Annotated in this window: 25 protein-coding genes and 3 tRNA genes; 23 read left to right on the forward strand and 5 right to left on the reverse strand. The window is 51.1% G+C overall.

What is annotated here, in order from left to right:
* Positions 1–128: 128 nt before the first annotated feature.
* Both ACIPDS_RS10505 and yedD read left to right on the forward strand, forming a co-directional pair.
* Positions 129–797 (forward strand): hypothetical protein, encoded by a 669-nt coding sequence (locus tag ACIPDS_RS10505; protein ID WP_400735240.1) that lies wholly within the window; start codon positions 129–131, stop codon positions 795–797.
* Between the two features lie 91 nt (positions 798–888).
* Positions 889–1,305, forward strand: a complete 417-nt coding sequence (gene yedD / locus ACIPDS_RS10510; RefSeq protein ID WP_400735242.1) for a lipoprotein YedD — start codon at positions 889–891, stop codon at positions 1,303–1,305.
* Positions 1,306–1,345: 40 nt separating this feature from the next.
* On the opposite strand, the gene fliT is transcribed toward yedD, so the two are convergent.
* From fliT to fliD, 3 genes are read right to left on the reverse strand one after another with little or no spacing between them, the layout of a single operon-like run.
* Positions 1,346–1,720 (reverse strand): flagella biosynthesis regulatory protein FliT, encoded by a 375-nt coding sequence (gene fliT, locus ACIPDS_RS10515; protein ID WP_400735244.1) that lies wholly within the window; start codon positions 1,718–1,720, stop codon positions 1,346–1,348.
* Complete coding sequence (gene fliS / locus ACIPDS_RS10520; protein WP_166513503.1) at positions 1,720–2,130, reverse strand: flagellar export chaperone FliS; 411 nt, start codon at positions 2,128–2,130, stop codon at positions 1,720–1,722. The genes fliT and fliS overlap by 1 nt, the downstream gene beginning before the upstream one ends.
* Before the next feature lie 23 nt (positions 2,131–2,153).
* The gene (gene fliD, locus ACIPDS_RS10525) at positions 2,154–3,554 is read right to left on the reverse strand and encodes a flagellar filament capping protein FliD (protein WP_400735246.1); all 1,401 of its coding nucleotides are present in this window, start codon (positions 3,552–3,554) and stop codon (positions 2,154–2,156) included.
* 264 nt (positions 3,555–3,818) lie between these two features.
* Between fliD and ACIPDS_RS10530 the strand changes: the two genes are divergently transcribed.
* From ACIPDS_RS10530 to sdiA, 8 genes are all read left to right on the forward strand, one after another.
* Positions 3,819–5,342, forward strand: a complete 1,524-nt coding sequence (locus ACIPDS_RS10530; RefSeq protein WP_400735248.1) for a flagellin — start codon at positions 3,819–3,821, stop codon at positions 5,340–5,342.
* Positions 5,343–5,506: 164 nt separating this feature from the next.
* Positions 5,507–6,226, forward strand: a complete 720-nt coding sequence (locus tag ACIPDS_RS10535; protein ID WP_166513506.1) for an RNA polymerase sigma factor FliA — start codon at positions 5,507–5,509, stop codon at positions 6,224–6,226.
* Between the two features lie 59 nt (positions 6,227–6,285).
* Positions 6,286–6,837 carry a flagella biosynthesis regulatory protein FliZ gene (fliZ, locus tag ACIPDS_RS10540; protein WP_400735598.1) on the forward strand — a complete coding sequence of 184 codons (552 nt, stop codon included), beginning with the start codon at positions 6,286–6,288 and terminating at the stop codon, positions 6,835–6,837.
* An 86-nt stretch (positions 6,838–6,923) separates the two neighbouring features.
* The gene (gene tcyJ / locus ACIPDS_RS10545; RefSeq protein ID WP_166513507.1) at positions 6,924–7,724 is read left to right on the forward strand and encodes a cystine ABC transporter substrate-binding protein; all 801 of its coding nucleotides are present in this window, start codon (positions 6,924–6,926) and stop codon (positions 7,722–7,724) included.
* 81 nt (positions 7,725–7,805) lie between these two features.
* Entirely contained in the window at positions 7,806–8,792 is a 987-nt protein-coding gene (gene dcyD, locus ACIPDS_RS10550; protein ID WP_400735251.1) for a D-cysteine desulfhydrase, read from the forward strand.
* A 13-nt stretch (positions 8,793–8,805) separates the two neighbouring features.
* Entirely contained in the window at positions 8,806–9,474 is a 669-nt protein-coding gene (tcyL, locus tag ACIPDS_RS10555; protein ID WP_400735253.1) for a cystine ABC transporter permease, read from the forward strand.
* Positions 9,471–10,223, forward strand: a complete 753-nt coding sequence (gene tcyN, locus ACIPDS_RS10560; protein WP_400735255.1) for an L-cystine ABC transporter ATP-binding protein TcyN — start codon at positions 9,471–9,473, stop codon at positions 10,221–10,223. The genes tcyL and tcyN overlap by 4 nt, the downstream gene beginning before the upstream one ends.
* A 318-nt stretch (positions 10,224–10,541) precedes the next feature.
* The gene (gene sdiA / locus ACIPDS_RS10565) at positions 10,542–11,264 is read left to right on the forward strand and encodes a transcriptional regulator SdiA (RefSeq protein WP_166514440.1); all 723 of its coding nucleotides are present in this window, start codon (positions 10,542–10,544) and stop codon (positions 11,262–11,264) included.
* 70 nt (positions 11,265–11,334) lie between these two features.
* Here the strand turns inward: sdiA and ACIPDS_RS10570 are convergent, their stop codons facing one another.
* Positions 11,335–11,559 (reverse strand): DUF2594 family protein, encoded by a 225-nt coding sequence (locus ACIPDS_RS10570; RefSeq protein WP_052283513.1) that lies wholly within the window; start codon positions 11,557–11,559, stop codon positions 11,335–11,337.
* A gap of 456 nt (positions 11,560–12,015) precedes the next feature.
* On the opposite strand from ACIPDS_RS10570, the gene uvrY reads away from it, so the two are divergent.
* The 6 genes from uvrY (at position 12,016) to ACIPDS_RS10600 (ending at position 15,542) form a co-directional block, all read left to right on the forward strand.
* Positions 12,016–12,672: a UvrY/SirA/GacA family response regulator transcription factor gene (gene uvrY, locus ACIPDS_RS10575; RefSeq protein WP_166513511.1), complete on the forward strand. Its 657-nt coding sequence runs from the start codon at positions 12,016–12,018 to the stop codon at positions 12,670–12,672.
* On the forward strand, positions 12,669–14,501 hold the full coding sequence (gene uvrC, locus ACIPDS_RS10580; protein ID WP_400735258.1) for an excinuclease ABC subunit UvrC: 1,833 nt from the start codon (positions 12,669–12,671) through the stop codon (positions 14,499–14,501). Before uvrY ends, uvrC begins: the two co-directional genes overlap by 4 nt.
* Positions 14,502–14,556: 55 nt before the next feature.
* Positions 14,557–15,105: a CDP-diacylglycerol--glycerol-3-phosphate 3-phosphatidyltransferase gene (gene pgsA, locus ACIPDS_RS10585; protein WP_166513513.1), complete on the forward strand. Its 549-nt coding sequence runs from the start codon at positions 14,557–14,559 to the stop codon at positions 15,103–15,105.
* Positions 15,106–15,256: 151 nt separating this feature from the next.
* Positions 15,257–15,332: transfer RNA gene (locus tag ACIPDS_RS10590), tRNA-Gly, on the forward strand.
* A gap of 39 nt (positions 15,333–15,371) precedes the next feature.
* Positions 15,372–15,445, forward strand: a tRNA-Cys gene (locus tag ACIPDS_RS10595).
* A gap of 11 nt (positions 15,446–15,456) precedes the next feature.
* A tRNA-Leu gene (locus ACIPDS_RS10600) sits at positions 15,457–15,542 on the forward strand.
* A gap of 158 nt (positions 15,543–15,700) precedes the next feature.
* Here the strand turns inward: ACIPDS_RS10600 and ACIPDS_RS10605 are convergent.
* Entirely contained in the window at positions 15,701–16,378 is a 678-nt protein-coding gene (locus ACIPDS_RS10605) for an HAD family hydrolase (protein ID WP_400735260.1), read from the reverse strand.
* Between the two features lie 579 nt (positions 16,379–16,957).
* Here ACIPDS_RS10605 and ACIPDS_RS10610 point away from each other — a divergent pair.
* The 7 genes from ACIPDS_RS10610 to ACIPDS_RS10640 all read left to right on the forward strand — a co-directional run bounded on the left by ACIPDS_RS10610 (position 16,958) and on the right by ACIPDS_RS10640 (position 23,967).
* Positions 16,958–18,079 carry a branched-chain amino acid ABC transporter substrate-binding protein gene (locus tag ACIPDS_RS10610; RefSeq protein ID WP_166513515.1) on the forward strand — a complete coding sequence of 374 codons (1,122 nt, stop codon included), beginning with the start codon at positions 16,958–16,960 and terminating at the stop codon, positions 18,077–18,079.
* 66 nt (positions 18,080–18,145) lie between these two features.
* A complete protein-coding gene (locus tag ACIPDS_RS10615; protein WP_400735601.1) occupies positions 18,146–19,060 on the forward strand; it encodes a branched-chain amino acid ABC transporter permease LivH in 915 nt (304 codons plus the stop codon).
* Positions 19,061–19,069: 9 nt separating this feature from the next.
* Positions 19,070–20,359 carry a high-affinity branched-chain amino acid ABC transporter permease LivM gene (gene livM / locus ACIPDS_RS10620; RefSeq protein ID WP_400735263.1) on the forward strand — a complete coding sequence of 430 codons (1,290 nt, stop codon included), beginning with the start codon at positions 19,070–19,072 and terminating at the stop codon, positions 20,357–20,359.
* A complete protein-coding gene (locus ACIPDS_RS10625) occupies positions 20,356–21,234 on the forward strand; it encodes an ABC transporter ATP-binding protein (RefSeq protein WP_400735265.1) in 879 nt (292 codons plus the stop codon). Before livM ends, ACIPDS_RS10625 begins: the two co-directional genes overlap by 4 nt.
* Positions 21,231–21,947, forward strand: coding sequence for an ABC transporter ATP-binding protein (locus tag ACIPDS_RS10630; protein ID WP_400735267.1), 717 nt, complete (start codon positions 21,231–21,233; stop codon positions 21,945–21,947). Before ACIPDS_RS10625 ends, ACIPDS_RS10630 begins: the two co-directional genes overlap by 4 nt.
* Positions 21,948–22,041: 94 nt before the next feature.
* Complete coding sequence (locus ACIPDS_RS10635; protein WP_400735269.1) at positions 22,042–22,707, forward strand: YecA family protein; 666 nt, start codon at positions 22,042–22,044, stop codon at positions 22,705–22,707.
* Positions 22,708–22,944: 237 nt separating this feature from the next.
* Positions 22,945–23,967, forward strand: coding sequence for a YiiG family protein (locus tag ACIPDS_RS10640; RefSeq protein WP_400735271.1), 1,023 nt, complete (start codon positions 22,945–22,947; stop codon positions 23,965–23,967).
* Positions 23,968–23,975 lie beyond the last annotated feature (8 nt).

The raw sequence follows: 23,975 nt of genomic DNA on the forward strand, positions 1-23,975 counted from the left end.
TCAACAACGCTCTGATTTATCTTCTCTGTTTATCGTGAGGGTTTTGCCCTTTAACCCCGTGCGAACGGCGATATCCGGGTGTACACTGCCCAGCGAATTTTTCCGTTCACTAAACAGGGGGCTTTGAAATGCCATTATCCTTATGGGATAACTTTTGTGCGGGTTTAAATGTCGCGCGCGATGCCGTGCCGCTTTTTGAAACCGATGAGAACGGGGCCGTAGCGGTAAAATTACGCGGTAAAGCAGCCATTCCTATTCTCAAGCGCTCAGCCCAGATGGATGCATTGATTCTGCAACAAACCGATCGGCTTCATAGTGGTTTTCTGGAACAGGACAACCGCTATGATGGGTTGATTTATATGATGTTCTACCTCCGTGGCGGGAAAGTTGTTCCCCTCTATATTGGCAAGACGGAATCGAAAGGCACCCGTAATCCGGTATCCGCCAATATTAAAGATTTGCATATTGATACCGGCAAATTTGCGCGCTGGGGGGATAGTTATGCCTATCATATTGGCGATCTTAGCGCCGTTGTCCTTCCCGGACATTTACCGGTGAAACAGACGATTAAATATCAGCGTTGGGCGGAGACGCTGTTTGTCAGCTATCCGACGACAACGCCAGTTCTGAAAGAACCTGTCTATTTTTGGTGTCAGGCATGGGATAAAACGAGCACGGGTATTTGGGCGCAATTTGGGGCGACCCGCCTGACTTTCCTGGAATATCTGATGATTGGCGTAGCCAGCGCCGCATTTCCTGGTTTGCTCAATTTCGAAGGCCGTAACCGCGCGCTTTAAGACAACACTTCAATTCAGTCAATTACCGTGAAACGCTCCCGAGTTTAACGCTATAATGTTCCTGTTTTTTTCTCCCGAAACAGGATGAATAATGAAAAAATTAGCCATTGTGGTGGCGCTGTTGACGCTGGCGGGCTGTGCGCGGATTGAAGATTATTCCGCCGTGGTGAAAACGCCGGCACCGACAGGATTGGCAGGTTACTGGCAGACCATGGGGCCGCAGAGCGCATTAATCAGCCCTGAAGCGATGGGCAGTTTAATCGTCACCGCTGAGGGTGACACGCTGGACTGTCGTCAGTGGCAGCGGGTGATTGCGCTACCGGGTAAATTGACCCTGCGCGGCGACGATCTCTATAACGTAACGCGCAAACTCGATGTGTATGCGGTCGAACGTGATGGCAACACCCTAGAGTACGACGGAATGACGTTACAACGCGTGGAGCGTCCTACGGTTGAGTGTGCGGCAGCGTTGGCCAAAACGCCGTTGGCGTCGGCACTACCGCAATAACAATGCTGCTCCGGCGTCGTCAGACCCGGAGCACAGCATCTCAATGGCTACTGTCAACATTATCCTGCGGAACCAGCACGTAGCCACCCTGGTTGCCATAGGTGGTCATCACCGTTTTTTGTATTGACGACTGACCGACCAGTTTCGCCAGTTCATCCATTCGCGCCTGCAGCAGACGTTTTACCTTGCTTTCATTATCCAGCACGGCGCGTAAAAGCGGGCGAAGCTGTTCCTGAAGCGGGTCGTTGGGCTGGTTGTCCTGGGTTAATTGAGCAATATTCTGCACCGCATTAACATAGTCCATCTCACTGGCAATCAGTTCGTCCCACAATCCTTCTGTGGCAAGTCGCAGCATCATATTGCTTTTTTCAACCAGCTTTTGATACGAGAGATAAAGATGCGGTGCGTGGCTCATTAGACGGCGTCCTGAATCAAATTAGGCGTAAGTAAAGATTCCTTCCAGGCATCGGCGATATTGCGCATCAGGCCTTCAACTTCTTCCACGGCGTTGACATCATTGTGCAGATTAGCCTGCAAAAGGCGTCTGACCATATAGGCATAAAGCGCTAATAGGTTTTTCGTCAGCTCGTCGCGGCTGTCTTCATCAAGGCCAATTTTCAGGCCGTTTTCGATGATGTTGATAGCTTTAGACAGCGAGTTACCTTTCCCCTGCAAGTTACCGTCCTGCATAAACAGGCGGGCGCGAATCAGCGCGCTGAGCGCGCCATCGAACAGCATCGTGACCAGCTGCTGTTGGCTGGCGCTCATAACCGCGCTTTCAACTCCAATCTGTGCGTAGGCCTGCGTACCTTTTGCCCCGTACATACGGTCTCTCCCGATAGTGATGATTATTTAGAACTGCTGGTGGATTCGAACTGCTGCGTTAAGTAGCTGCTGGTGTTATTTAACGAAGACATCAGGACATCCAACTGGGTAAATTGTGCTTTATATCGCGCCACCTTTTGATCGATAAGATCGCTGGCAGTGTTGTAATCTTTAGTGAGTTTGTTCAGCGTTTTGCTCACGCCATCTTTGGCGGCCTGAATGATCCCAGTGGTGGAGAGCCAACTAGTCAGATTGCTGCCGATAGCGGTGGTGATACCGGTTTTTTTGCCGTCGCCGACGATAAGCGTACCGACGCCCGCAGAATCTTTTTTCAGCGCCTCGGTGAGTTTTTTATCATCGATTTCAAGCTTTCCGGTGCTTGGATCGGTGGTCACACCAATCTGCGCCAGGGTTTTGTAAGATGATGAACTCAGGGTATTGCTCAACACGCTTTTTAACTGAGTCTGGATAGTGCGCAGCGTAGAGTCGCCAATCAGCGCACCGTTAGTGGTACTTTGAGCATCAGAACCGGGGTCAACAGCAGTATATTTAGTCAGAGTACTAAAGGTATCCTGCAAGGCGTTGTATGCAGTGACCCACGCCTTAACCGCATCTTGTGCCTTGGTATTGTCTTGGGTGATAGTCAGCGTTTGGTTGCCGCTGGTGACGTCGTTCAGGTTCAGCGTGATATCTTCCAACGCATCGCTGATGGTATTGCTGCTGTTTTCAATGGCGACGTTGTTAACGGTCAGCTTAGCGTTCTGCGCGTTAACACTTTCCTTCATGCCGCCGCTGGTGCCGTCGTAACCCATAAAGCTTTTCAGAGCATCGTCGCCGGTGATGCTTAAGGTCATCCCGTTATCTTTACCGGTGTCATTGGCGGTAATAGACAGGCGATATTCCCCGTTCCCGACATTAATCACGCTGGCGCTTACGCCGGCTTTAGCATTATTGATGGCGTCGCGGATACCGGTCAGCGAAGAGTTTGCCGCGCTGATATCGATCGTGATCGGTTTTTTATCGCCACCTTGTTGAATAGTCAGGACGCTGTCACTGGTTGCAATGGCGGCTTTACTGTCTTTCTGAGTGGTATTTGAGGTCAGGGTCTGCGCCTGTGCCAACTGGGTGACGCTAATGGTGTATTTACCGGCAATTGCGTTACCTGTCGTCGTCGCGCTAAATGCGGTGCTGCTGCTGGTTGTAGAGGTCGCAGTAAATAAATCGGCTTTTGACAACGCAGTATTGGCGGTCTGGAACGCTTCCAGCGCGCTTTTCATCGTGCCATAGCCGCTGAGCTTCGCCGTATAAGATGACTGTTGTTTTGTTATCGGTGTCAATGTGGCTTTTTCTGCCGCAGTCAGGCTATCCAGAATATCGCCAAGCTTCAGGCCCGATCCTATTCCCAGTGATGAAATGCTTGCCATTTTTAATCCTTAATATGTCGACACGTAAAATGAATATCTGGGTTATCGGCCTGAATACGACAAAGTTTACGCTTATTGCGTTTTTTTTAATGGCAGGAATAAGGGGGGTAGAAAAGAGTATTTCGGCGGCTAAAAAAAATCGGGATTACGAAAAAAAATTCTAAAGGTTGTTTTACAGCAGACGATAACACCTTTGACGGCGATTGAGCCGACGGGTGAAAACCCATTACGTAATCAACGACTTGAAATATAGGATAACGAATCATGGCACAAGTCATTAATACCAACAGCCTCTCGCTGATCACTCAGAACAACATCAACAAGAACCAGTCTGCTCTGTCCAGTTCTATCGAGCGTCTGTCTTCTGGCTTGCGTATCAACAGCGCGAAGGATGACGCAGCGGGTCAGGCGATTGCGAACCGTTTCACCTCTAACATTAAAGGCCTGACTCAGGCGGCTCGTAACGCTAACGACGGTATCTCTCTGGCGCAGACCACTGAAGGCGCGCTGTCTGAAATCAACAACAACTTGCAGCGTGTGCGTGAACTGACCGTTCAGGCAACCACCGGTACTAACTCCGATTCTGACCTGTCTTCAATCCAGGACGAAATCAAATCCCGTCTGTCAGAAATTGACCGCGTTTCCGGTCAGACTCAGTTCAACGGCGTGAACGTACTGGCAAAAGACGGCACCATGAAAATTCAGGTTGGTGCGAATGATGGTCAAACTATCGAAATCAACCTACAACAGATTGATTCTAAAACACTGGGCCTTGATAACTTTAACGTTAAGAATAACGATGCAGTGAAAACAAGCGCTGCAATCGATACTGTTGGTGGAACAGCAGCACCAGGTGGCACTGTACCTGTTAAGGCGGCTACTGCGGATCTTGCTACTCTTGCAACGACTATCGCTAAGGGTGGTACTGTTGATAAAATCGTTAAAGCTGATGATGGCAATTACTACGCGAGCCTGTCTGGAGCAACCAACAGTGCAGATGACGGTTACTATCAAGTTACTATTGATTCAGACAGCACGTCTGCGACTGCTGGTGAGATCACCCTTGGTAGTGGTACCCTGGCTACTCCAACCGTAACTGATACTACTGCCGTAACAACTGTTGCCAACACTGCCCCTGGGGTTGCTGGCAAAACAGTTGCTTTTGATACCGATGCTGCCACTGCAGGTATCAGCAGTGGTGCAACATTAGTAAAACTGCAAGATGCAAAAGGGAATGATACTTCCACTTATGCGATCAAAGCGCAGGATGGCACTTTGTATGCGGCTGATGTTGATACCACTACTGGTAAAGTTAAGGTACAAACTGCAAGCTATACTGATGCTGATGGTAAGGCTGTGACAAATGCAGCTATTCAATTTGGTGGTGACAACGGCACGACTAAAATTATTGTCGATGCGACCTCTGGTAAAGCCTATAATTCAGCTGAATTGAGTGGAAAAGACCTCTCAAGCGCAACTAATGATGTTGAAGCAATTGTGAATGGCAAAACTACCAATCCTCTTAAAGCATTGGATGATGCTATCGCATCCGTAGACAAATTCCGTTCATCCTTGGGTGCCGTTCAGAACCGTCTGGACTCCGCAGTCACCAACCTGAACAACACCACCACCAACCTGTCTGAAGCGCAGTCCCGTATTCAGGACGCCGACTATGCGACCGAAGTGTCGAACATGTCTAAAGCGCAGATCATCCAGCAGGCCGGTAACTCCGTGTTGGCGAAAGCTAACCAGGTTCCACAGCAGGTTCTGTCTCTGCTGCAGGGTTAATCTCCCGCAACCTGACCAACCCCGCCTCGGCGGGGTTTTTTTGATCCCCGAATTTCACTTACTCTGCAAATAACCCCCTCTTTTCCCCACTGTTCCATCGATTAAAACGTCTGTAGAAACGGATAATTGTGCCGATAACTCATTTTAATGCAGGGCTGTTTATCGTGAATTCAATGTATACCGCTGAAGGTGTAATGGATAAACACTCGCTATGGCAACGCTATGTGCCGCTGGTGCGTCACGAAGCGCTGCGCCTTCAGGTGCGTTTGCCAGCGAGCGTGGAACTGGACGATCTGCTCCAGGCGGGCGGTATCGGTTTATTGAATGCTGTTGAACGCTATGACGCTCTGCAGGGAACGGCATTTACAACTTACGCAGTGCAACGCATCCGTGGGGCGATGCTGGACGAACTACGCAGCCGGGACTGGGTGCCGCGTAGCGTTCGGCGGAACGCGCGTGAAGTTGCGCAAACGCTAGGTCAACTTGAGCAAGAGCTGGGACGAAACGCGACGGAAACTGAAGTCGCGCAGCGATTAGGGATCGCGATTGAGGAATACCGTCAGGTGCTGCTGGATACCAATAACAGCCAGCTTTTCTCCTACGACGAGTGGCGAGAAGAGTACGGCGACAGCATTGAGCTTGTGACGGAGGAGAATCAACACGAAAACCCGCTGCACCAACTGCTGGAAGGCTCTTTGCGCCAGCGCGTGATGGAGGCGATCGATGCCTTACCCGAGCGCGAAAAATTGGTGTTAACCCTCTATTACCAGGAAGAGCTGAATCTTAAAGAGATTGGCGCGGTACTGGAAGTAGGGGAGTCGCGCGTCAGTCAGCTACACAGCCAGGCGATTAAGCGTCTGCGCATCAAGCTGGGTAAGTTGTAGGTTGGAATAACATATCGTTGGACCATAGATGCCGCATTATGCAATGAAAACCCGGAGTTATCATGATGATGCAGGTAAAAAGACGGCCATTAAGCCGCTATCTGAAAGACTTCAAACACAGCCAAACGCATTGTGCTCACTGTCATAAACTGCTCGACCGCATCACGCTTGTACGCCAGGGGGAGATAGTCAATAAAATTGCGATTTCCCGTCTTGATACGCCGATGGATGAAACCATGTGGCAACAGGAGCGCAATGCATGGTCTGCCCTGTGTCGCTTCTGCGGCGATCTGCACTGCAAAGAACAAAGCGCGTTCTTCAATATTATCCACTTCAAACAGTATCTCCTCGAAAAGACCGACATGAGTACCGGTACCGTACGCGAATACGTGGTGCGCTTACGGCGATTGGGCAACCATTTCAATGAACATCAGGTGCCGCAAGCCATGCTGCTGGAACGTCACGCCGAGGAGCAGCTTGAGCAATGGCTGCCTGCAATCAGCACCAATAACTATCGAATTGCGCTGCGTAAATACCTGCGCTTCCTTCGCCAGCATGCCTGTCGTGAGACACAAAACCTCGCGGACTGTGAAACCTCTGATATATATTAAATTGGAATAACATGGATCTGTTGGTTGTTTGTCATTAATGGCGAACAGATTACACTACCAAAAAAGTGATGCTTTTCGGGGGCATAATGAAGCTGAAGTTTCTGGGTCGTCAGGCGTTGATGGGCGTAATGGCCGTTGCGCTGGTAGCGGGAGCAAGCGTACAGACGTTTGCTGCTGAGAATTTGTTAAATCAGGTTAAAGAGCGCGGTACGTTGCGCGTCGGGCTGGAAGGCACCTATCCTCCGTTCAGTTTCCAGGGCGAAGATGGCAAGTTGACCGGTTTTGAGGTGGAGTTCGCTAATGAACTCGCTGAACACCTCGGCGTAAAAGCTGACCTGAAACCAACTAAATGGGATGGCATGCTGGCATCGCTGGATTCTAAGCGTATTGATGTGGTTATCAATCAGGTCACTATCTCGCCAGAACGTCAGAAAAAATATGACTTCTCCACCCCGTATACCATCTCCGGTATTCAGGCGCTGGTGAAAAAAGGCAGTGAAGATTCCATCAAAACCGCAGCTGACCTGAAAGGGAAAAAAGTTGGCGTGGGGCTGGGCACCAACTATGAAGAGTGGCTGCGTCAAAACGTTCAGGGTGTTGATATTCGCACCTATGATGATGACCCAACCAAATACCAGGATCTGCGCGTAGGCCGTATTAACGCTATTCTGGTGGATCGTCTGGCTGCACTGGATCTGGTGAAGAAAACCAATAATACGTTGGCGGTTGCCGGTGAAGCGTTCTCTCGTCAGGAGTCCGGCGTTGCGCTGCGTAAAGGCAATGAAGATCTGCAAAAAGCGATTGATGGCGCCATTGACGCCATGCATAAAGACGGTAGCCTGAAGGCGCTGTCTGAAAAATGGTTCGGTGCTGACGTTACGCAGTAATCGTTCTGATTGAAAAAAGGCGCTGATAGGGCGCCTTTTTTCATTTAAGGCGCATAATAAAAACAAGACCAAGGAGATTTTATGTCATTGCAAAATTTAACCCGTTTTCCGCGTCTGGAATTTATTGGCGCGCCAACGCCGCTGGAGTACCTGCCGCGTTTTTCTGACTACATTGGCCGCGAAATCTTTATCAAACGTGATGACGTCACGCCGATGGCAATGGGCGGCAACAAGCTGCGTAAGCTGGAATTTTTAGCCGCTGATGCGCTGCGCGAAGGCGCCGATACGTTAATCACCGCCGGGGCAATTCAATCAAACCACGTACGCCAGACCGCGGCGGTCGCGGCGAAGCTGGGCCTGCACTGCGTGGCGCTGCTGGAAAACCCAATGGGCACCAAAGCGGAAAACTATCTCAGCAACGGTAACCGTCTGCTGCTGGATCTGTTTAACGTGCAGATTGAAATGTGCGATGCCTTAAACGATCCCAACGCTCAGCTGGCAGAGCTGGCGACCCGCGTAGAAGCGCAGGGCTTTCGTCCTTACGTGATACCGGTCGGCGGTTCAAACGCGCTGGGAGCGCTGGGTTATGTTGAGAGTGCGCTGGAAATTGCTCAGCAGTGCGAAGGTGCGGTCTCTCTTTCTTCGGTGGTGGTTGCCTCCGGGAGTGCCGGTACGCATGCGGGGCTGGCGGTAGGGCTTGAGCAGTTAATGCCACAGGCTGAGCTGATTGGCGTGACCGTCTCGCGGAGCGTGGCCGATCAATTACCGAAAGTCGTCACGCTGCAACAAGAGATCGCCCAACGTCTCGAACTGACCGCGAAAGCCGGTATTACCTTATGGGACGACTATTTTGCCCCGGCATACGGCATTCCTAATGATGAAGGAATGGAAGCCGTTAAACTGCTGGCACGCCTGGAAGGTATCCTGCTCGATCCGGTCTATACCGGCAAAGCGATGGCTGGGCTTATTGATGGTATCAGCCAGAAACGTTTTAAAGATGAAGGGCCGATTCTGTTTATCCATACTGGCGGCGCGCCTGCGTTGTTCGCTTATCATCCTCACATTTAAATAGAACGCGCTCATGCAAGAAAGTATTCAACTCGTTATCGAATCTGCACCGTACCTGCTTAAAGGTGCCGTGTTTACGCTCCAGCTCAGTATCGGCGGGATGTTCTTTGGCTTGATATTAGGCTTTATTCTCGCGCTGATGCGCCTGTCATCCATCGCCCCTGTGCGCTGGCTGGCGCGGTGTTACATATCCATATTTCGCGGTACGCCGCTGATTGCGCAGCTGTTTATGATTTACTACGGCCTGCCGCAGTTTGGCATTGAACTGGATCCTATTCCGTCTGCGATGATTGGCCTGTCATTAAATACGGCGGCCTACGCGGCGGAAACCCTGCGTGCGGCAATTTCGTCGATTGATAAAGGGCAGTGGGAAGCCGCCGCCAGTATCGGTATGACGCCATGGCAAACGCTGCGTCGGGCCATTTTACCGCAAGCGGGCAGGGTGGCATTGCCGCCGCTGTCGAACAGTTTTATTAGCCTGGTGAAGGACACTTCGCTTGCGGCAACCATTCAGGTGCCGGAACTGTTTCGTCAGGCGCAGCTCATCACCTCGCGAACGCTGGAAGTGTTTACCATGTACCTTGCCGCCTCGCTGATTTACTGGGTGATGGCAACGGTGCTATCAGCGTTGCAGAACTATTTTGAAAACCAGCTTAACCGCCAGGAGCGAGACCCGAAATGAGTGCAATTGAAGTCAAAAACCTGGTGAAAAAATTCCACGGACAGACGGTGCTGCACGGTATCGATCTGGAAGTGGAAGAAGGGGAAGTGGTGGCGATTATTGGGCCGAGTGGTTCAGGCAAAACCACGCTTTTGCGCAGTATTAATCTCCTGGAACAGCCGGAAAGCGGCACCATACGGGTAGGGGATATCACCATCGACGCCGCGCGGCCATTCAGTCAACAAAAAGGGCTTATCCGTCGTCTTCGTCAGCATGTTGGCTTTGTCTTTCAAAGCTTCAATCTGTTTCCTCATCGCACGGTGATGGATAACATTATTGAAGGCCCGGTTATCGTTAAAGGGGAAGATAAACCAGGTGCTATGGCGCGGGCGCGAGAACTGCTTGCCAAGGTTGGTTTATCGGGCAAAGAAGAGAGCTATCCTCGCCGCTTATCCGGCGGCCAGCAGCAGCGTGTGGCGATTGCGCGCGCGCTCGCGATGCGCCCGGATGTGATTTTGTTTGATGAGCCAACGTCTGCCCTCGACCCTGAGCTGGTAGGGGAAGTGCTGAACACCATCCGTGCGCTGGCTGAAGAAAAACGCACGATGGTTATTGTGACGCATGAAATGAGCTTCGCGCGTGATGTTGCTGACCGTGCCATCTTTATGGATCAGGGGCGCGTGGTGGAGCAAGGTGAAGCAAAAGCGTTGTTTGCTAATCCTCAGCACGCTCGTACTCGTCAGTTCCTCGAAAAATTCCTCATGCAGTAGCCCCAGTCCACGCTCCCGTCAGGATAACGGGAGCGTGGTCTAATGACTTATTTCACACCGTAAATGATGATATGGCGTGAACCTATTCATTTAGATGCAAATTTTTACTATTAGCCGACTTATTAACGGCGCGGTTTTGTGTCGTCTGCAATAAGCTGAAAGTGACTCAAGGCCGTTGTGTAGGGCATTGCGTTAACAAAACAGAGCAAATGGGAATTATTTTCATAAAGCGTGATATTTTATACATATAAATAAGATTTATGTGTTAGTTTTTGTATTCATAAAAATAATTGTTAATCAGGGGGTTTCTCGTTTGTGATGAGAGACGATGATTTTTTCAGTTGGCGGCGGGAAATGCTGCATCTTTTTCAGGCAGCCTCAACAAGCGAACAGATTTACACGCTACTGCAGCAGCAAACAGAAAATCTGCAACACGATTTCTTCGCTTTGTGTGTTCGTCATCCGGTGCCTTTCACGCGCCCAAAAGTCTCGGTATATAGCACCTATCCAGAAGTCTGGATGTCACAGTATAAGTCGGCAAACTATCTGGCTATCGACCCCGTGCTTAAACCTGAAAACTTTGCGTTAGGCTTTTTACGCTGGAATGATGAGCTATTCCGCGATGCCCAGGAGTTGTGGGATGCCGCGCGCGACCACGGTCTGCAAAACGGTGCGACCCAGTGTCTGATGCTGGCAAATCATGCTCATGGCTTTCTTTCAATATCGCGTACGCGCACTACAGATAATCCGCATGCGGAGGATGTAATTGCATTACGTTTACAAGTTTTGTTAGAAGGAAGTCTGCTGGCGTTATTACGGCTGGAAGATGAGATGGTGATGCCGCGTGAAATGAAATTCAGTAAACGGGAATTAGAGATACTGAAATGGACGGCAGAAGGAAAAACGTCTGCGGAAATTTCGATAATTCTGTCTATTTCCGAAAATACGGTGAATTTCCATCAGAAAAACATGCAGAGAAAATTTGATGCGCCTAATAAAACGCAGATAGCCTGCTATGCGGCGGCGATTGGTGTGATCTGATCTGTATTGATGTTCTGCGTGCCAGACCGCAAATCGGCTATCAGCAGCAAGGCTGACAGCCGATTTATTATTACTGGCGGTAAGCTTGTTTAATTTGCTTAACAGTGCTGGAAAATACGGCAGCCTGAGCGTCATCTTCTAACTGCGCAATTTGCTTTTCCATCTTAATAATCACACGACCTGCGTCTGCCTGGCCCATAGCTTGCAGCATGAGGGTCAGCAGTGACTTCAGGCAGGATACTTCCTGTGCCAGGTTTTGATTATTTTCAGCGGTGGAAAAATCAGGTGTGCTCATTTATAGCCTCGTACGATTTCTGCGCAAAATGCGCAATGCGGATGATGAAAGCGGCGCAGTATACCACAAGCTTTGGCAAAAAAAGGAGTGGCTATTTTTTGCGCGTCGCCGGCTCTGCTATTAGTTATTATTTAACGACCTAAACACAGTAGCTTAGCCGAGAAATGTTTAAATACCGTTCTTGTCGCGTTAATTGTTGTTACATATTATAAGCTCTAATTATCAAATATACGACAAAGGGCCGGTTACCACAGAATATGTCCGTATGCGGACTAATCCTTATCTTATGCATCCTTTTGTTTTTTAGTGATTTCCAGAGGTTGTACACGTATATTTCCAAAAACGAGATCGAAATCGAGACTCTGGCATTTTTAGACTTTCACAGTTGATATAAAACCCGGTAGTATGTGGGAATTAAGATGTAGTAGCGTTATCCCTATTCTGGAGATTATTCCTTTGATCAACGTTCTTCTTGTTGATGACCACGAACTGGTGCGCGCAGGGATACGACGCATTCTCGAAGATATAAAAGGTATTAGAGTCACCGGCGAAGCCAACTGTGGGGAAGATGCGGTAAAATGGTGCCGCGCGAACCCGGTTGATGTTGTGCTCATGGATATGAACATGCCTGGTATCGGTGGCCTCGAAGCAACGCGCAAAATTGCGCGTTTAGCGGTTGATACCAAAGTCATCATGTTAACCGTGCATACGGAAAACCCACTGCCAGCAAAAGTGATGCAAGCTGGCGCCGCCGGGTACCTGAGCAAAGGGGCTGCACCACAAGAGGTGGTGAATGCCATTCGCTCCGTATTCTCCGGGCAGCGTTATATTGCTTCAGATATTGCTCAACAGATGGCGCTGAGCCAGATTGAACCGGAAAAGACTGAATCCCCATTCTCCAGTTTGTCTGAACGTGAATTGCAGATTATGCTGATGATCACCAAAGGTCAGAAGGTGAATGAGATTTCAGAGCAGTTGAGTCTGAGTCCTAAGACGGTGAACAGTTACCGCTATCGTATGTTCAGCAAGCTGAATATACACGGTGACGTTGAGCTGACTCACCTGGCAATTCGCCATGGCCTGTGCAATGCGGAGTCGTTAGCAAGTCAGTGAGTGATGTTTTTGATTCGAAAGCCTTTCTGAAAACTGTAACCAGCCAGCCCGGCGTTTATCGTATGTATGACGCCGGCGGTACGGTTATTTATGTTGGTAAAGCAAAAGACCTTAAAAAACGCCTTTCCAGCTATTTTCGTGCCAACGTTGCTTCCCGTAAAACGGAGGCGCTCGTCGCGCAAATCGCGCAGATTGATGTCACCGTTACCCACACCGAAACCGAAGCGCTATTGCTTGAGCACAACTACATCAAGCTCTATCAGCCTCGTTACAACGTGCTGCTGCGTGACGATAAGTCGTATCCGTTTATTTTCCTGAGCTCCGACGCCCATCCCCGGCTTGCCACCCATCGCGGCGCCAAGCATGCAAAAGGCGAGTATTTCGGGCCATTCCCGAACGGTTACGCGGTGCGAGAAACGCTGGCGCTACTGCAAAAGATTTTCCCCATTCGGCAATGCGAAAATAGCGTTTATCGCAACCGTTCGCGTCCCTGCCTGCAATATCAAATTGGCCGTTGCCTGGGGCCATGCGTCTCTGGACTGGTCAGTGAAGAAGAATATGCGCAGCAGGTTGAATACGTGCGTTTATTCCTCTCAGGAAAAGACGACCAGGTGTTGACGCAGCTTATCGCCCGAATGGAAAAAGCCAGCCAGGCGCTCGCGTTTGAAGAAGCCGCACGTATCCGCGACCAGATTCAGGCCGTACGCCGCGTGACTGAAAAACAGTTTGTTTCCAATAATGGTGACGACCTCGATGTTATCGGCGTGGCATTTGAAGCGGGCATGGCCTGTGTTCACGTCCTGTTTATTCGCCAGGGGAAAGTATTGGGCAGCCGTAGCTATTTCCCTAAGGTGCCGAGCGATACGGAACTGGGCGAGGTAGTGGAGACTTTCGTGGGGCAGTTCTATTTTCAGGGCAGCCAGATGCGCACCTTACCTGGAGAGATTCTGCTCGACTTCACGTTGAGTGATAAAACGCTGCTTGCCGACTCTTTATCCGAGATGGCGGGCCGACGCGTTCAGGTTCAGACCAAGCCGCGCGGCGATCGCGCGCGTTATCTGAAGCTTGCGCGCACCAACGCGGTAACGGCGTTATCAACCAAACTTTCGCAACAATCTACCGTCCACCAGCGTTTGCGGGCATTGGCCGAAGAATTGAAACTCCCGGCTATCAAAAGGATGGAGTGTTTCGACATTAGCCACACCATGGGCGAGCAGACCGTGGCGTCTTGTGTGGTCTTTGACGCCAACGGCCCATTACGCGCCGAATATCGTCGCTACAATATCACTGGCATCACGCCCGGTGATGATTACGCCGCCATGAATCAGGTCCTGCGTCGACGCTATGGAAAGGCTATCGAAGAGAGCAAAATCCCGGATGTCATTTTAATCGATGGCGGGAAAGGGCAGTTGGGGCAGGCGAAGGCGGTGTTTGCTGAGCTTGATGTACCGTGGGATAAGCATCATCCCCTATTATTGGGTGTAGCAAAGGGCACCGATCGCAAAGCGGGGCTGGAGACGCTGTTCTTCGAGCCGGAAGGTGAAGGCTTCAACCTGCCGCCAGATTCGCCAGCGTTGCATGTGATTCAGCATATTCGCGACGAATCGCACGATCACGCTATTTCAGGGCACCGCAAAAAACGGGCGAAAGTCAAAAGCACCAGTACGCTAGAGACCATTGAAGGCATTGGGCCAAAGCGGCGTCAGATGCTGCTCAAGTACATGGGCGGACTGCAAGGTTTGCAGCAGGCGACCATCGATGATATTGCTAAAGTACCCGGAATATCACAGGGTTTAGCAGAAAAGATCTTCTACTCGTTGAAACATTAGGGGCTCTGTAGCAACATAGGGCTAATATTTACTAACAACAGATAGTTACCACGCCATGCAATATAATATCCCTACATTGCTTACGCTGTTCCGCGTCATCCTGATTCCGTTTTTCGTATTGGCGTTCTACCTTCCCGTTGTCTGGGCGCCGTTTGCCTGCGCGCTGATTTTCTTTATTGCCGCTGTTACCGACTGGTTTGACGGTTATCTGGCCCGTCGCTGGAACCAGAGCACCCGTTTCGGGGCGTTCCTTGATCCGGTCGCCGATAAGGTCATGGTCGCTATCGCCATGGTTCTGGTGGCTGAGCATTATCACACCTGGTGGGTGACGCTGCCTGCCGCCACGATGATCGCACGTGAGATCATTATCTCCGCTCTGCGTGAGTGGATGGCGGAACTGGGTAAACGCAGCAGCGTTGCGGTGTCATGGATTGGCAAAGTAAAAACGACCGCGCAAATGACCGCGCTGGTGTGGATGCTGTGGCGCCCTAACATGTGGGTCGAGTGGGCCGGTATCGCTCTGTTCCTCGTGGCTGCGGTATTAACACTGTGGTCAATGCTGCAATATTTGAATGCGGCACGCGGCGATTTGCTTCAAGAGTGATCGTTTCGGCGTTATTTTCAGCAAACGATACAAAGTTGCGAAAAATACCGTTGACTCACCGCGTGAGATAAGTAGAATGCAACGCATCGAACGGCAGCACTGATTGCCAGACGATAGCAAAATCAAGTGGTTATCAAATCAACTTGATAATGCGGGAATAGCTCAGTTGGTAGAGCACGACCTTGCCAAGGTCGGGGTCGCGAGTTCGAGTCTCGTTTCCCGCTCCAAATTAAAACATCGGCAGTTGCGGGTGTTAAAGATTTAAAGGCGCGTTAGCAAAGCGGTTATGTAGCGGATTGCAAATCCGTCTAGTCCGGTTCGACTCCGGAACGCGCCTCCAATTTTCCCTGAGCCCGGATGGTGGAATCGGTAGACACAAGGGATTTAAAATCCCTCGGCCATAGGCTGTACGAGTTCAAGTCTCGTTCCGGGTACCATGGGAAATATACAGAATAATCAAAGCAATAAGCAGTGTCGTGAAACCACCTACGGGTGGTTTTTTTGTGCCTGAAGGAAATTGCCCTTTCCGAAGATGATTTCCTCTGAACACCGCTAAACTAGAAATTTCATCAAGAACGCCCCGAAGGGCGTTATCTCACGTTAAATCCTTCATAAACTCGTTACGAAACTCGGTGATAGGATCTTTTTTCCGTGCCCACGCCGGGTGGAAATGCCGCCAGTGTGCATCGCTGGCGGTGGCCAGCATCTCATAATCTCCCCGCGTGTCGCCCCAGGCGCGAATATGATACTGGCTGAGCGGGCCATAGACCTCTTCCAGCCGTTTGATTTTCTGAATACAGCGGCAGTTATGGCCGATAATGCGTCCGGTTAAAACGCCATCTTTGCTTTCAAGCTGGGTGCCAATTAATTTTACCCCCAGTCGTTGAGCAAACGGCGCCAGTACCAGCATCGGTGAGGCGGAGCACAGGGTGACTTCCGCAGCCGTTGAGATTTCCGCTGCTACCGCCACAAGCCCAGCCGGGCGCATCAGCTTGTTCCAGTATTTTTGGCAGTAAGCTTCCGCGCGGTCCTGGAGCCATTTTTCTTCAGTACCGGCGAGGAAGGTAGTGATTAACACTTCCTTTAACTCGTCACGGGTTAATTTGCGGCGAAAGCACTGTAGCGAGGGAATGGCGAGCCGCAACATTTTTTGGCTAAACCGGCGGCGGCCAAACGCAAATCTCAAAAAAGGAATAAAGCTATCGTGGCGGGTTAATGTGCCGTCGAAATCAAAAACAGAAAGGATCTTTTTTTCCTGGTCAATGCCCGTCATTGCATGTTTCTCGCAAGCTTCATTAAAAACGTACTTTAACATTAGTGCGGGGATGACGGTATCTTTGAAAGCCCTGCGTCCTGTTCCCTTGCACTCATTTATCTCTTCGATGCACCATACGCTACCATCGCCGCCATTGTTTATCGTAAAAATGCACAAAGCGTGACTATTGCATTATTTATGTACTTTATTGTTAATCAGATGTGATCCCCTCCGTAAATTCATCTCAACGGGCCGGAAGCCTTAAAACGGCGCTCTATACTCAAAAATGTTGAATATCTGAGCAGTGTTGCAAAAAGTTGGCAACCATTTTGCTTGATGATTTGACCTGAAAAGCGTAAGGAAACCTCGCCGTTATCAGCAGGATATTGTCAGGATGTCGTTTGTTTGGTGAACGAGCCAGTCGTTCGGCTTCACACCGCTTTACACTTCATCCTTCAAGTTGCTTCGGTGTTGGCTGCGCTCGCTCACCCCAGTCACGTACTGATGTACGCTGCCGGGATTAGCTCCCTTGCCGCCTTGATCCAACTCGAATGACATTGTGTATATGCATAAACCTCTTTGCTAAGGTAGATAATAATGTCACTGAAATTAATTAGAAGTCCGCTTTCTCTTGTGTTGGCAGGTTGTCTGGTGACGGCGTTTTCCGCCCAGGCTGATATCGTTATTGGGGTTGCCGGGCCTTTTACCGGGCCAAACGCAACCTATGGCGATCAGTACTGGCATGGGGCGACTCAGGCTGCTGAAGATATTAACGCCGCGGGGGGAATTAACGGCGAAAAAATCAAACTTGTGCAGGGCGACGATGCCTGTGAACCAAAACAGGCCGTGTCGGTGGCTAACCGGCTGGTCGATCAGGATAAAGTTCAGGCCGTTGTCGGTCACTTCTGCTCCTCCTCCACGATGCCCGCGTCAGAGGTCTATAACGACGCCGGAGTCCTCGCCATTACCCCTGGTTCCACTAACCCGCTGATTACCGAGCGCGGCATGAACGACATGTTCCGTATGTGCGGTCGTGATGACCAGCAGGGTGGCGTCGCCAGTGATTTCATCATCGATAAGCTAAAAGCTAAGCGGGTGGTGATTATTCACGATAAAGACACTTACGGGCAGGGATTAGCTGATGCCACGCGTGCGGCGCTCGCCAAGCGCGGGGTAAAAGATGTGATGTATGAAGGGCTGTCGCGCGGTGAGAAAGACTTCAACGCGCTGGTGACCAAAATTGGTGCACAGAAACCGGATGTGGTGTTCTTTGGCGGCTGCCACCCCGAAGCGGGCCCGCTGGTGCGTCAAATGCGTGAGCAGGGCGTCCAGGCTAAATTCTTCTCCGGCGACTGTATTGTGAACGAAGAAATGGTCACCGCAGCCGGAGGCCCACAATATACCAACGGCATTTATATGACTTTCGGCAAAGATCCGCGTCTTATTGCCGATGGTAAAGCCGTCATCGAGAAATTCCGCAGCAACAAGTTTGAGCCGGAAGGCTACACCCTCTACTCCTACGCCTCAATTCAGGCCATTGCCGCGGCGTTTAAAGCCACGGGCGGTACCGACTCGGCCAAAGCCAGCGCCTGGCTGAAAGCCAATCCGGTTGAAACCGTCATGGGCAAAAAAGCCTGGGACAGCAAAGGCGACCTGAAGGTGTCCGACTACGTTGTTTATCAGTGGGATGACAAAGGCAAATACAAAGAAGTTGAGTAATGCTCAGCGCCGGTGTGGTGACGCACCGGCGCTAAATAAAATAGCCTGTAACAAGAGCGCGCGATGATGGAAACATTCTTTCTGCAACAGCTCGTCAATGGTTTGACGCTGGGTTCGGTCTACGGATTGATAGCCATTGGCTACACCATGGTGTACGGCATTATTGGCATGATTAACTTCGCCCACGGTGAAGTGTATATGATTTCCGCTTATCTCTGTGCCATTGGTCTGGCGCTACTGTCCTTTTTTGGCCTGCACTCGTTTCCGCTGCTGATTCTCGGCACGCTGGTCTTTACCATCGTGGTGACCGGCGTTTACGGTTGGACGATTGAGCGCATCGCCTACAAGCCGCTACGCAACTCGACGCGACTGGCACCGCTTATCTCCGCCATCGGCATGTCATTAATTCTGCAAAACTACGCGCAAATCAGTCAGGGGCCTCGCCAGCAGGGGGTACCGACGATGCTGGACGGCGTCCTGCGTCTGCATATTGGCGAAGGGTTTGTGCAAATTACCTATACCAAAATCTTTATCCTGCTGGCCTCGCTTGCCGGGATGCTATTGCTGACCTGGATAATTGGTCACACGCGCCTGGGGCGGATGTGCCGCGCGGTGCAGCAGGATCGAAAAATGGCGTCCATTCTGGGCATCAACACCGACCGGGTTATCTCGCTGGTGTTTATGATTGGTGCGGCGATGGCCGGTCTGGCGGGCGTATTGATCACCATGAACTACGGGACTTTTGATTTCTACGCCGGTTTTATTATCGGCATCAAGGCTTTTACCGCTGCCGTGCTCGGCGGGATAGGCTCGCTGCCGGGGGCCATGCTCGGCGGATTGCTGCTGGGAATTGCGGAAGCGCAGTTCTCAGGGCTTGTGAACTCCGACTATAAAGACGTGTTCTCTTTTGGTCTGCTGGTGGTGATCCTGATTTTTCGTCCTCAGGGGCTGCTGGGCCGCCCGATTGTCGCCAAAGTGTAGGAGCTGAACATGACACAGCAAACGGCTTCACACGATGGTTTTTCACTCAAACGCTGCATTCTCGACACCGTCTTCTCAGGCCTGGTGGCGCTTATTCTTTTTGGGCCAATAGTCGGCGTCGTGCTGGATGGCTACAGCTTCAACTTCGAGGGACAGCGCCTGGTATGGATTATTGCCGCGGTAATGGTGGGGCGGTTTATCCTGAGCGCCTTTCTGATGACCTCGGCGGGGCGGCGCATTGCCGCCCGTTTTGAAGGCGATAGCGCTGGGGTATACGTGCGTCCTGTGGGCTATAAAAGCCGGATGCGATGGATAATCCCGCTGGTGCTGGCTTTGGCTATCTGTTTCCCGTTTGTGGCGACCAAATATGTGCTTACGGTAGCGATTCTCGGGCTTATCTATGTGTTGTTGGGGCTTGGGCTCAATATTGTGGTTGGCCTCGCCGGGTTACTGGATCTGGGGTATGTCGCTTTCTATGCCATTGGGGCCTACGGTCTGGCGTTAGGTTATCAATATCTGGGATTAGGTTTCTGGTCGATGCTACCGCTGGCGGCACTGATGGCCGCCGCCGCAGGGGCGCTACTCGGTTTCCCTGTATTGCGAATGCATGGCGATTATCTGGCGATTGTGACGCTTGGATTCGGTGAGATTATCCGCCTGGTGCTCAATAACTGGCTGAGCTTCACCGGCGGCCCGAACGGAATCTCCGCACCCCCGCCAACCTTCTTTGGCCTTGAGTTTGGCCGACGCGCCAAAGATGGCGGCGTGCCGTTCCATGAATTTTTCCATCTGACCTATAACCCCAACCTGAAGTTTATCTTTATCTACGCTGTACTGGTGGTGGTCGTATTGACGGTGCTGTACATCAAACATCGCCTGACGCGGATGCCGATTGGCCGCGCGTGGGAAGCGCTGCGTGAGGATGAAATTGCTTGCCGTTCACTGGGGCTTAATCACGTGCTGGTCAAACTGTCGGCCTTTACGCTGGGCGCTTCCACGGCAGGGATTGCCGGGGTCTTTTTCGCGACCTATCAGGGATTTGTCAATCCGACATCGTTCACCTTCTTTGAGTCGGCGCTGATCCTGGCCATCGTGGTGCTGGGCGGAATGGGCTCGACCGTCGGGGTGGTGCTGGCGGCGTTCGTGCTGACCGTCACGCCTGAGCTGCTCAGAAGCTTTGCTGAGTATCGCGTGCTGTTGTTTGGCGTGCTGATGGTGGTGATGATGATTTGGCGGCCGCGCGGGTTAATAAGGATTAACCGCAGCGGCTTTGCCACGCGTAAAGGGGTGGCGCCATGAGCCGGGACATTATTCTAAGCGTTGAGCATCTGATGATGCATTTTGGTGGTATCAAGGCGCTAAACGACGTCAACCTTGAGGTTGAGCGGGGTTCGATTACGGCGCTTATCGGGCCGAACGGTGCGGGAAAAACGACCGTGTTCAATTGTCTTACGGGCTTTTATAAAGCTTCCGGCGGGCACATATTCTTTCGTGCGCGCGGCAAGTCGACCAATGTCATTCAGATCCTGGGGCAGAAATTTCAGCCCGGCGACTGGGTGAATCCGGCACGCTTGGGTTCGCGTATTTTCTACAAAATGTTTGGTGGCACCCATTTGGTCAATCGGGCGGGGCTGGCGCGTACCTTTCAGAATATCCGCTTATTCCGCGAGATGTCAGTCATTGAAAACCTGCTGGTGGCCCAGCATATGCAGGTTAACCGCAATCTGCTGGCGGGTATTCTGAATACGCCAGCCTATCGGCGAGCGGAAAGCGATGCGCTGGACCACGCATTTTACTGGCTGGAAGTGGTCGGGCTTGTCGATTGCGCCAACCGGCTGGCGGGTGAGATGTCCTACGGTCAACAGCGACGCCTGGAGATCGCGCGCGCCATGTGTACCGGCCCTGAGATCCTCTGCCTTGATGAACCGGCGGCCGGGCTTAATCCGGTGGAGACGCAGGCGTTAAGCAAAATTATTCGTTTTCTACGAGAACATCACGCGATCACCGTTTTACTGATTGAACACGATATGGGCATGGTGATGGCGATCTCTGACGATATTATCGTGCTCGATCACGGAGATGTTATCGCGCAGGGCAAGGCGGAACACATTCAGCATAATGAAAAGGTTATTGCCGCCTATCTGGGCGCCAGCGAAGACGAGGTCGGCCTATGAGTGAACCGATACTGGAATTTCGTGAGGTGGACGTGTATTACGGCGTGATCCAGGCGCTTAAGCAGGTCTCATTGCAGGTGAATAAAGGGGAAACCGTATCGCTCATCGGGGCCAACGGTGCAGGAAAATCAACGCTGTTAATGTCGATTTTCGGTCAGCCGCGGGTGAGCCGGGGTCAGATTCTGTTTGCTGGCGAAGATATCAGCCATAAGTCGACGCATTATGTTGCCTCCGCCGGTATCGCCCAGGCACCGGAGGGGCGGCGGGTTTTCCCGGATATGACCGTTGAAGAAAACCTGTTAATGGGGACCATCCCTATCGGCAACCGCTATGCGACGGAGGATCTTCAGAACATGTTTGAGCTTTTTCCGCGCTTAAAGGAACGACGCAAACAGCGGGCGATGACCATGTCCGGCGGCGAACAACAGATGTTGGCTATCGCCCGCGCGTTGATGAGTCGCCCGAAGCTTTTACTGCTTGATGAACCCAGTCTGGGGCTTGCGCCCATCGTGGTAAAACAGATCTTTTTGACGCTGCGCGAGCTTGCGCACAGCGGCATGACCATCTTTCTGGTTGAACAAAACGCCCATCATGCGCTCAAGCTTTCTGACCGGGGCTACGTTATGGTAAACGGTCAGATCCGCCTTAGCGGAAGCGGTGAGGAACTGCTGGGCAATCAAGAGGTACGTAAGGCGTATCTGGGGGGCACTTAGCACGATAGGGCAATGATGCTGGAGTTCGGCGACAAACTCCTGCATCATTGCCGCCTTGATTCTGATAGACCCACCAACAACGATAGAGAAAAGTATGAAAACGGGACCATTAACCGAAAGCGAACTGGAATGGCTGGACGAGATTATTGCAAAGTATGCCACCGAGGCGTCGATTATCGACGTTTCTGAGCTTGACGGTATGCTGACGGCGATTCTTTCTTCTCCGCTGGAAATTGAACCCGCTCAGTGGATGTACGCCGTTTGGGGTGGGGCCGATAACGTGCCACGTTGGGCAAGCGATCGTGAACGCGACCGTTTTGTGAACCTGATCTTGCAGCATATGAGCGATGTTTCCGACCGTCTCAATGACTACCCAGACCAGTTCGAACCGCTGTTTGGTACCCGCGAAGAAGAAGATCAGGAACTGACTATCGTTGAGGAGTGGTGCTACGGCTATCTGCGCGGCGTAGCCCTGAGCGACTGGAGCGGGCTGCCGGCTGAATTGCAGGCTGAGCTTGATAACATCACCCTGCACGGCGACGAAGCGAAAACCACCGAGCTGGGTAAATTTACCGCTGAAGAGTATGTTGCGAGCATCGACCGTATCCGCCCGGCGGCGCTGGCGTTATTTGACTACTGGATGGATAACCCGAAAGAAACCCCGGTCAAACAGCCGATTGTTAACGCTGCCAAAATTGGTCGTAACGATCCTTGCCCATGCGGCAGCGGCAAAAAATATAAGCAGTGCTGCGGTAAATAATCCCCCTCCAATGTAGCCCGGGCGAGCAGAATGCGACCCCGGGTTCTGCTCGATGCTGACCCTTGCGAAATTCCCAGCGCCGCCGCGCTTGCTCGGACTAGCCATTATTATTGGCCGAATAAGCCTGTGCTCCTGCGTGTATTAATCTCGCCAGTATATTTTCTGACTTTACAAGTGAACTATAACGAAAGATATTAATCCAATCGACCACCTATATTTAAAACTCAAGGAATACACATGAAAAGGAACTTATTATCTGTAGCAATAGGTTGCGCATTATTATTAGTTGGCGTTGTGGGTTGTGATGATAATAAACAGCCGGAGAAGGATGCCGTGCCACCTGCGGCATCAGCAGCACAGCAGGCCTCGCCTGACACACCTAAACACAAGCCAGAAGAAAAACAACGCGACCCTGAAAGTATTATTAACGAAAAAATGGGTATATATATTGAGTGCTACAATGATATGGACTCAACGATATATACCAGCATTAAAAGCTACAGCGCCTGGCTGGCTGACCCGCGCACCGGGCCGACCGGGAAAGAACAGTATGTGAGTGGTATTATTGATATTGACGTGCCGTATAATAAATGCCAGAAAAATATCACCGCAGTTTCTGCTTTAAAACCTGAACTGGCGCCAATTGATAAACTGGCGGTGCCTTATATCAATTCAGTAATTGATATGAAGAAAATAATCAGCAAGATGAATAAATATTACCAGCAGCAAGATTATAAAGACGATAACTTTGCTCAAGGTAAGGCGCTACACGCGGAATTCCTTAAGGCATTAACCGCCTTTGAACCTGCATCAGAAGCTTTTTCAGCCGCCATACATGAAGTCAATAATCGTCGGCAAGAAGAACAGCTGAAGAAAATCGAGGAGCAGGAAGGAAAATCTGCGAATTATTATTCGCTGTCGATCATGCTGAATAGTAAAAAGATCAACCAGATGCTCGAACCCGATAAGTTTGATACGGATAGCGCAATGAAGCAGGTGAAGGCGTTGGGCGAACAGATCGAGCAATTGAAATCGAAGCTCGCCGAAGCGCAAATGAGCAACACCACGTTTGTCGATGCGGCGGAGCAATATTTACTGGCGGCTAAAAACCGCGTGCGCCGTGTTCGGGATAACACGCCGCTTGATGACGGCGAGGCCGTGCTGATGAGAAGTGCGCCTCAAATGGTGGATGGATCTTTTGCGAAACTTATGTCCAGCTACAATTCGATGGTGTCGTGGTTTAATTCATCACATGGCTAACCGGGGCT

Origin of the sequence: Kluyvera sp. NPDC087067 (assembly GCF_044745165.1) — a bacterium.
GTDB lineage: Bacteria > Pseudomonadota > Gammaproteobacteria > Enterobacterales > Enterobacteriaceae > Kluyvera.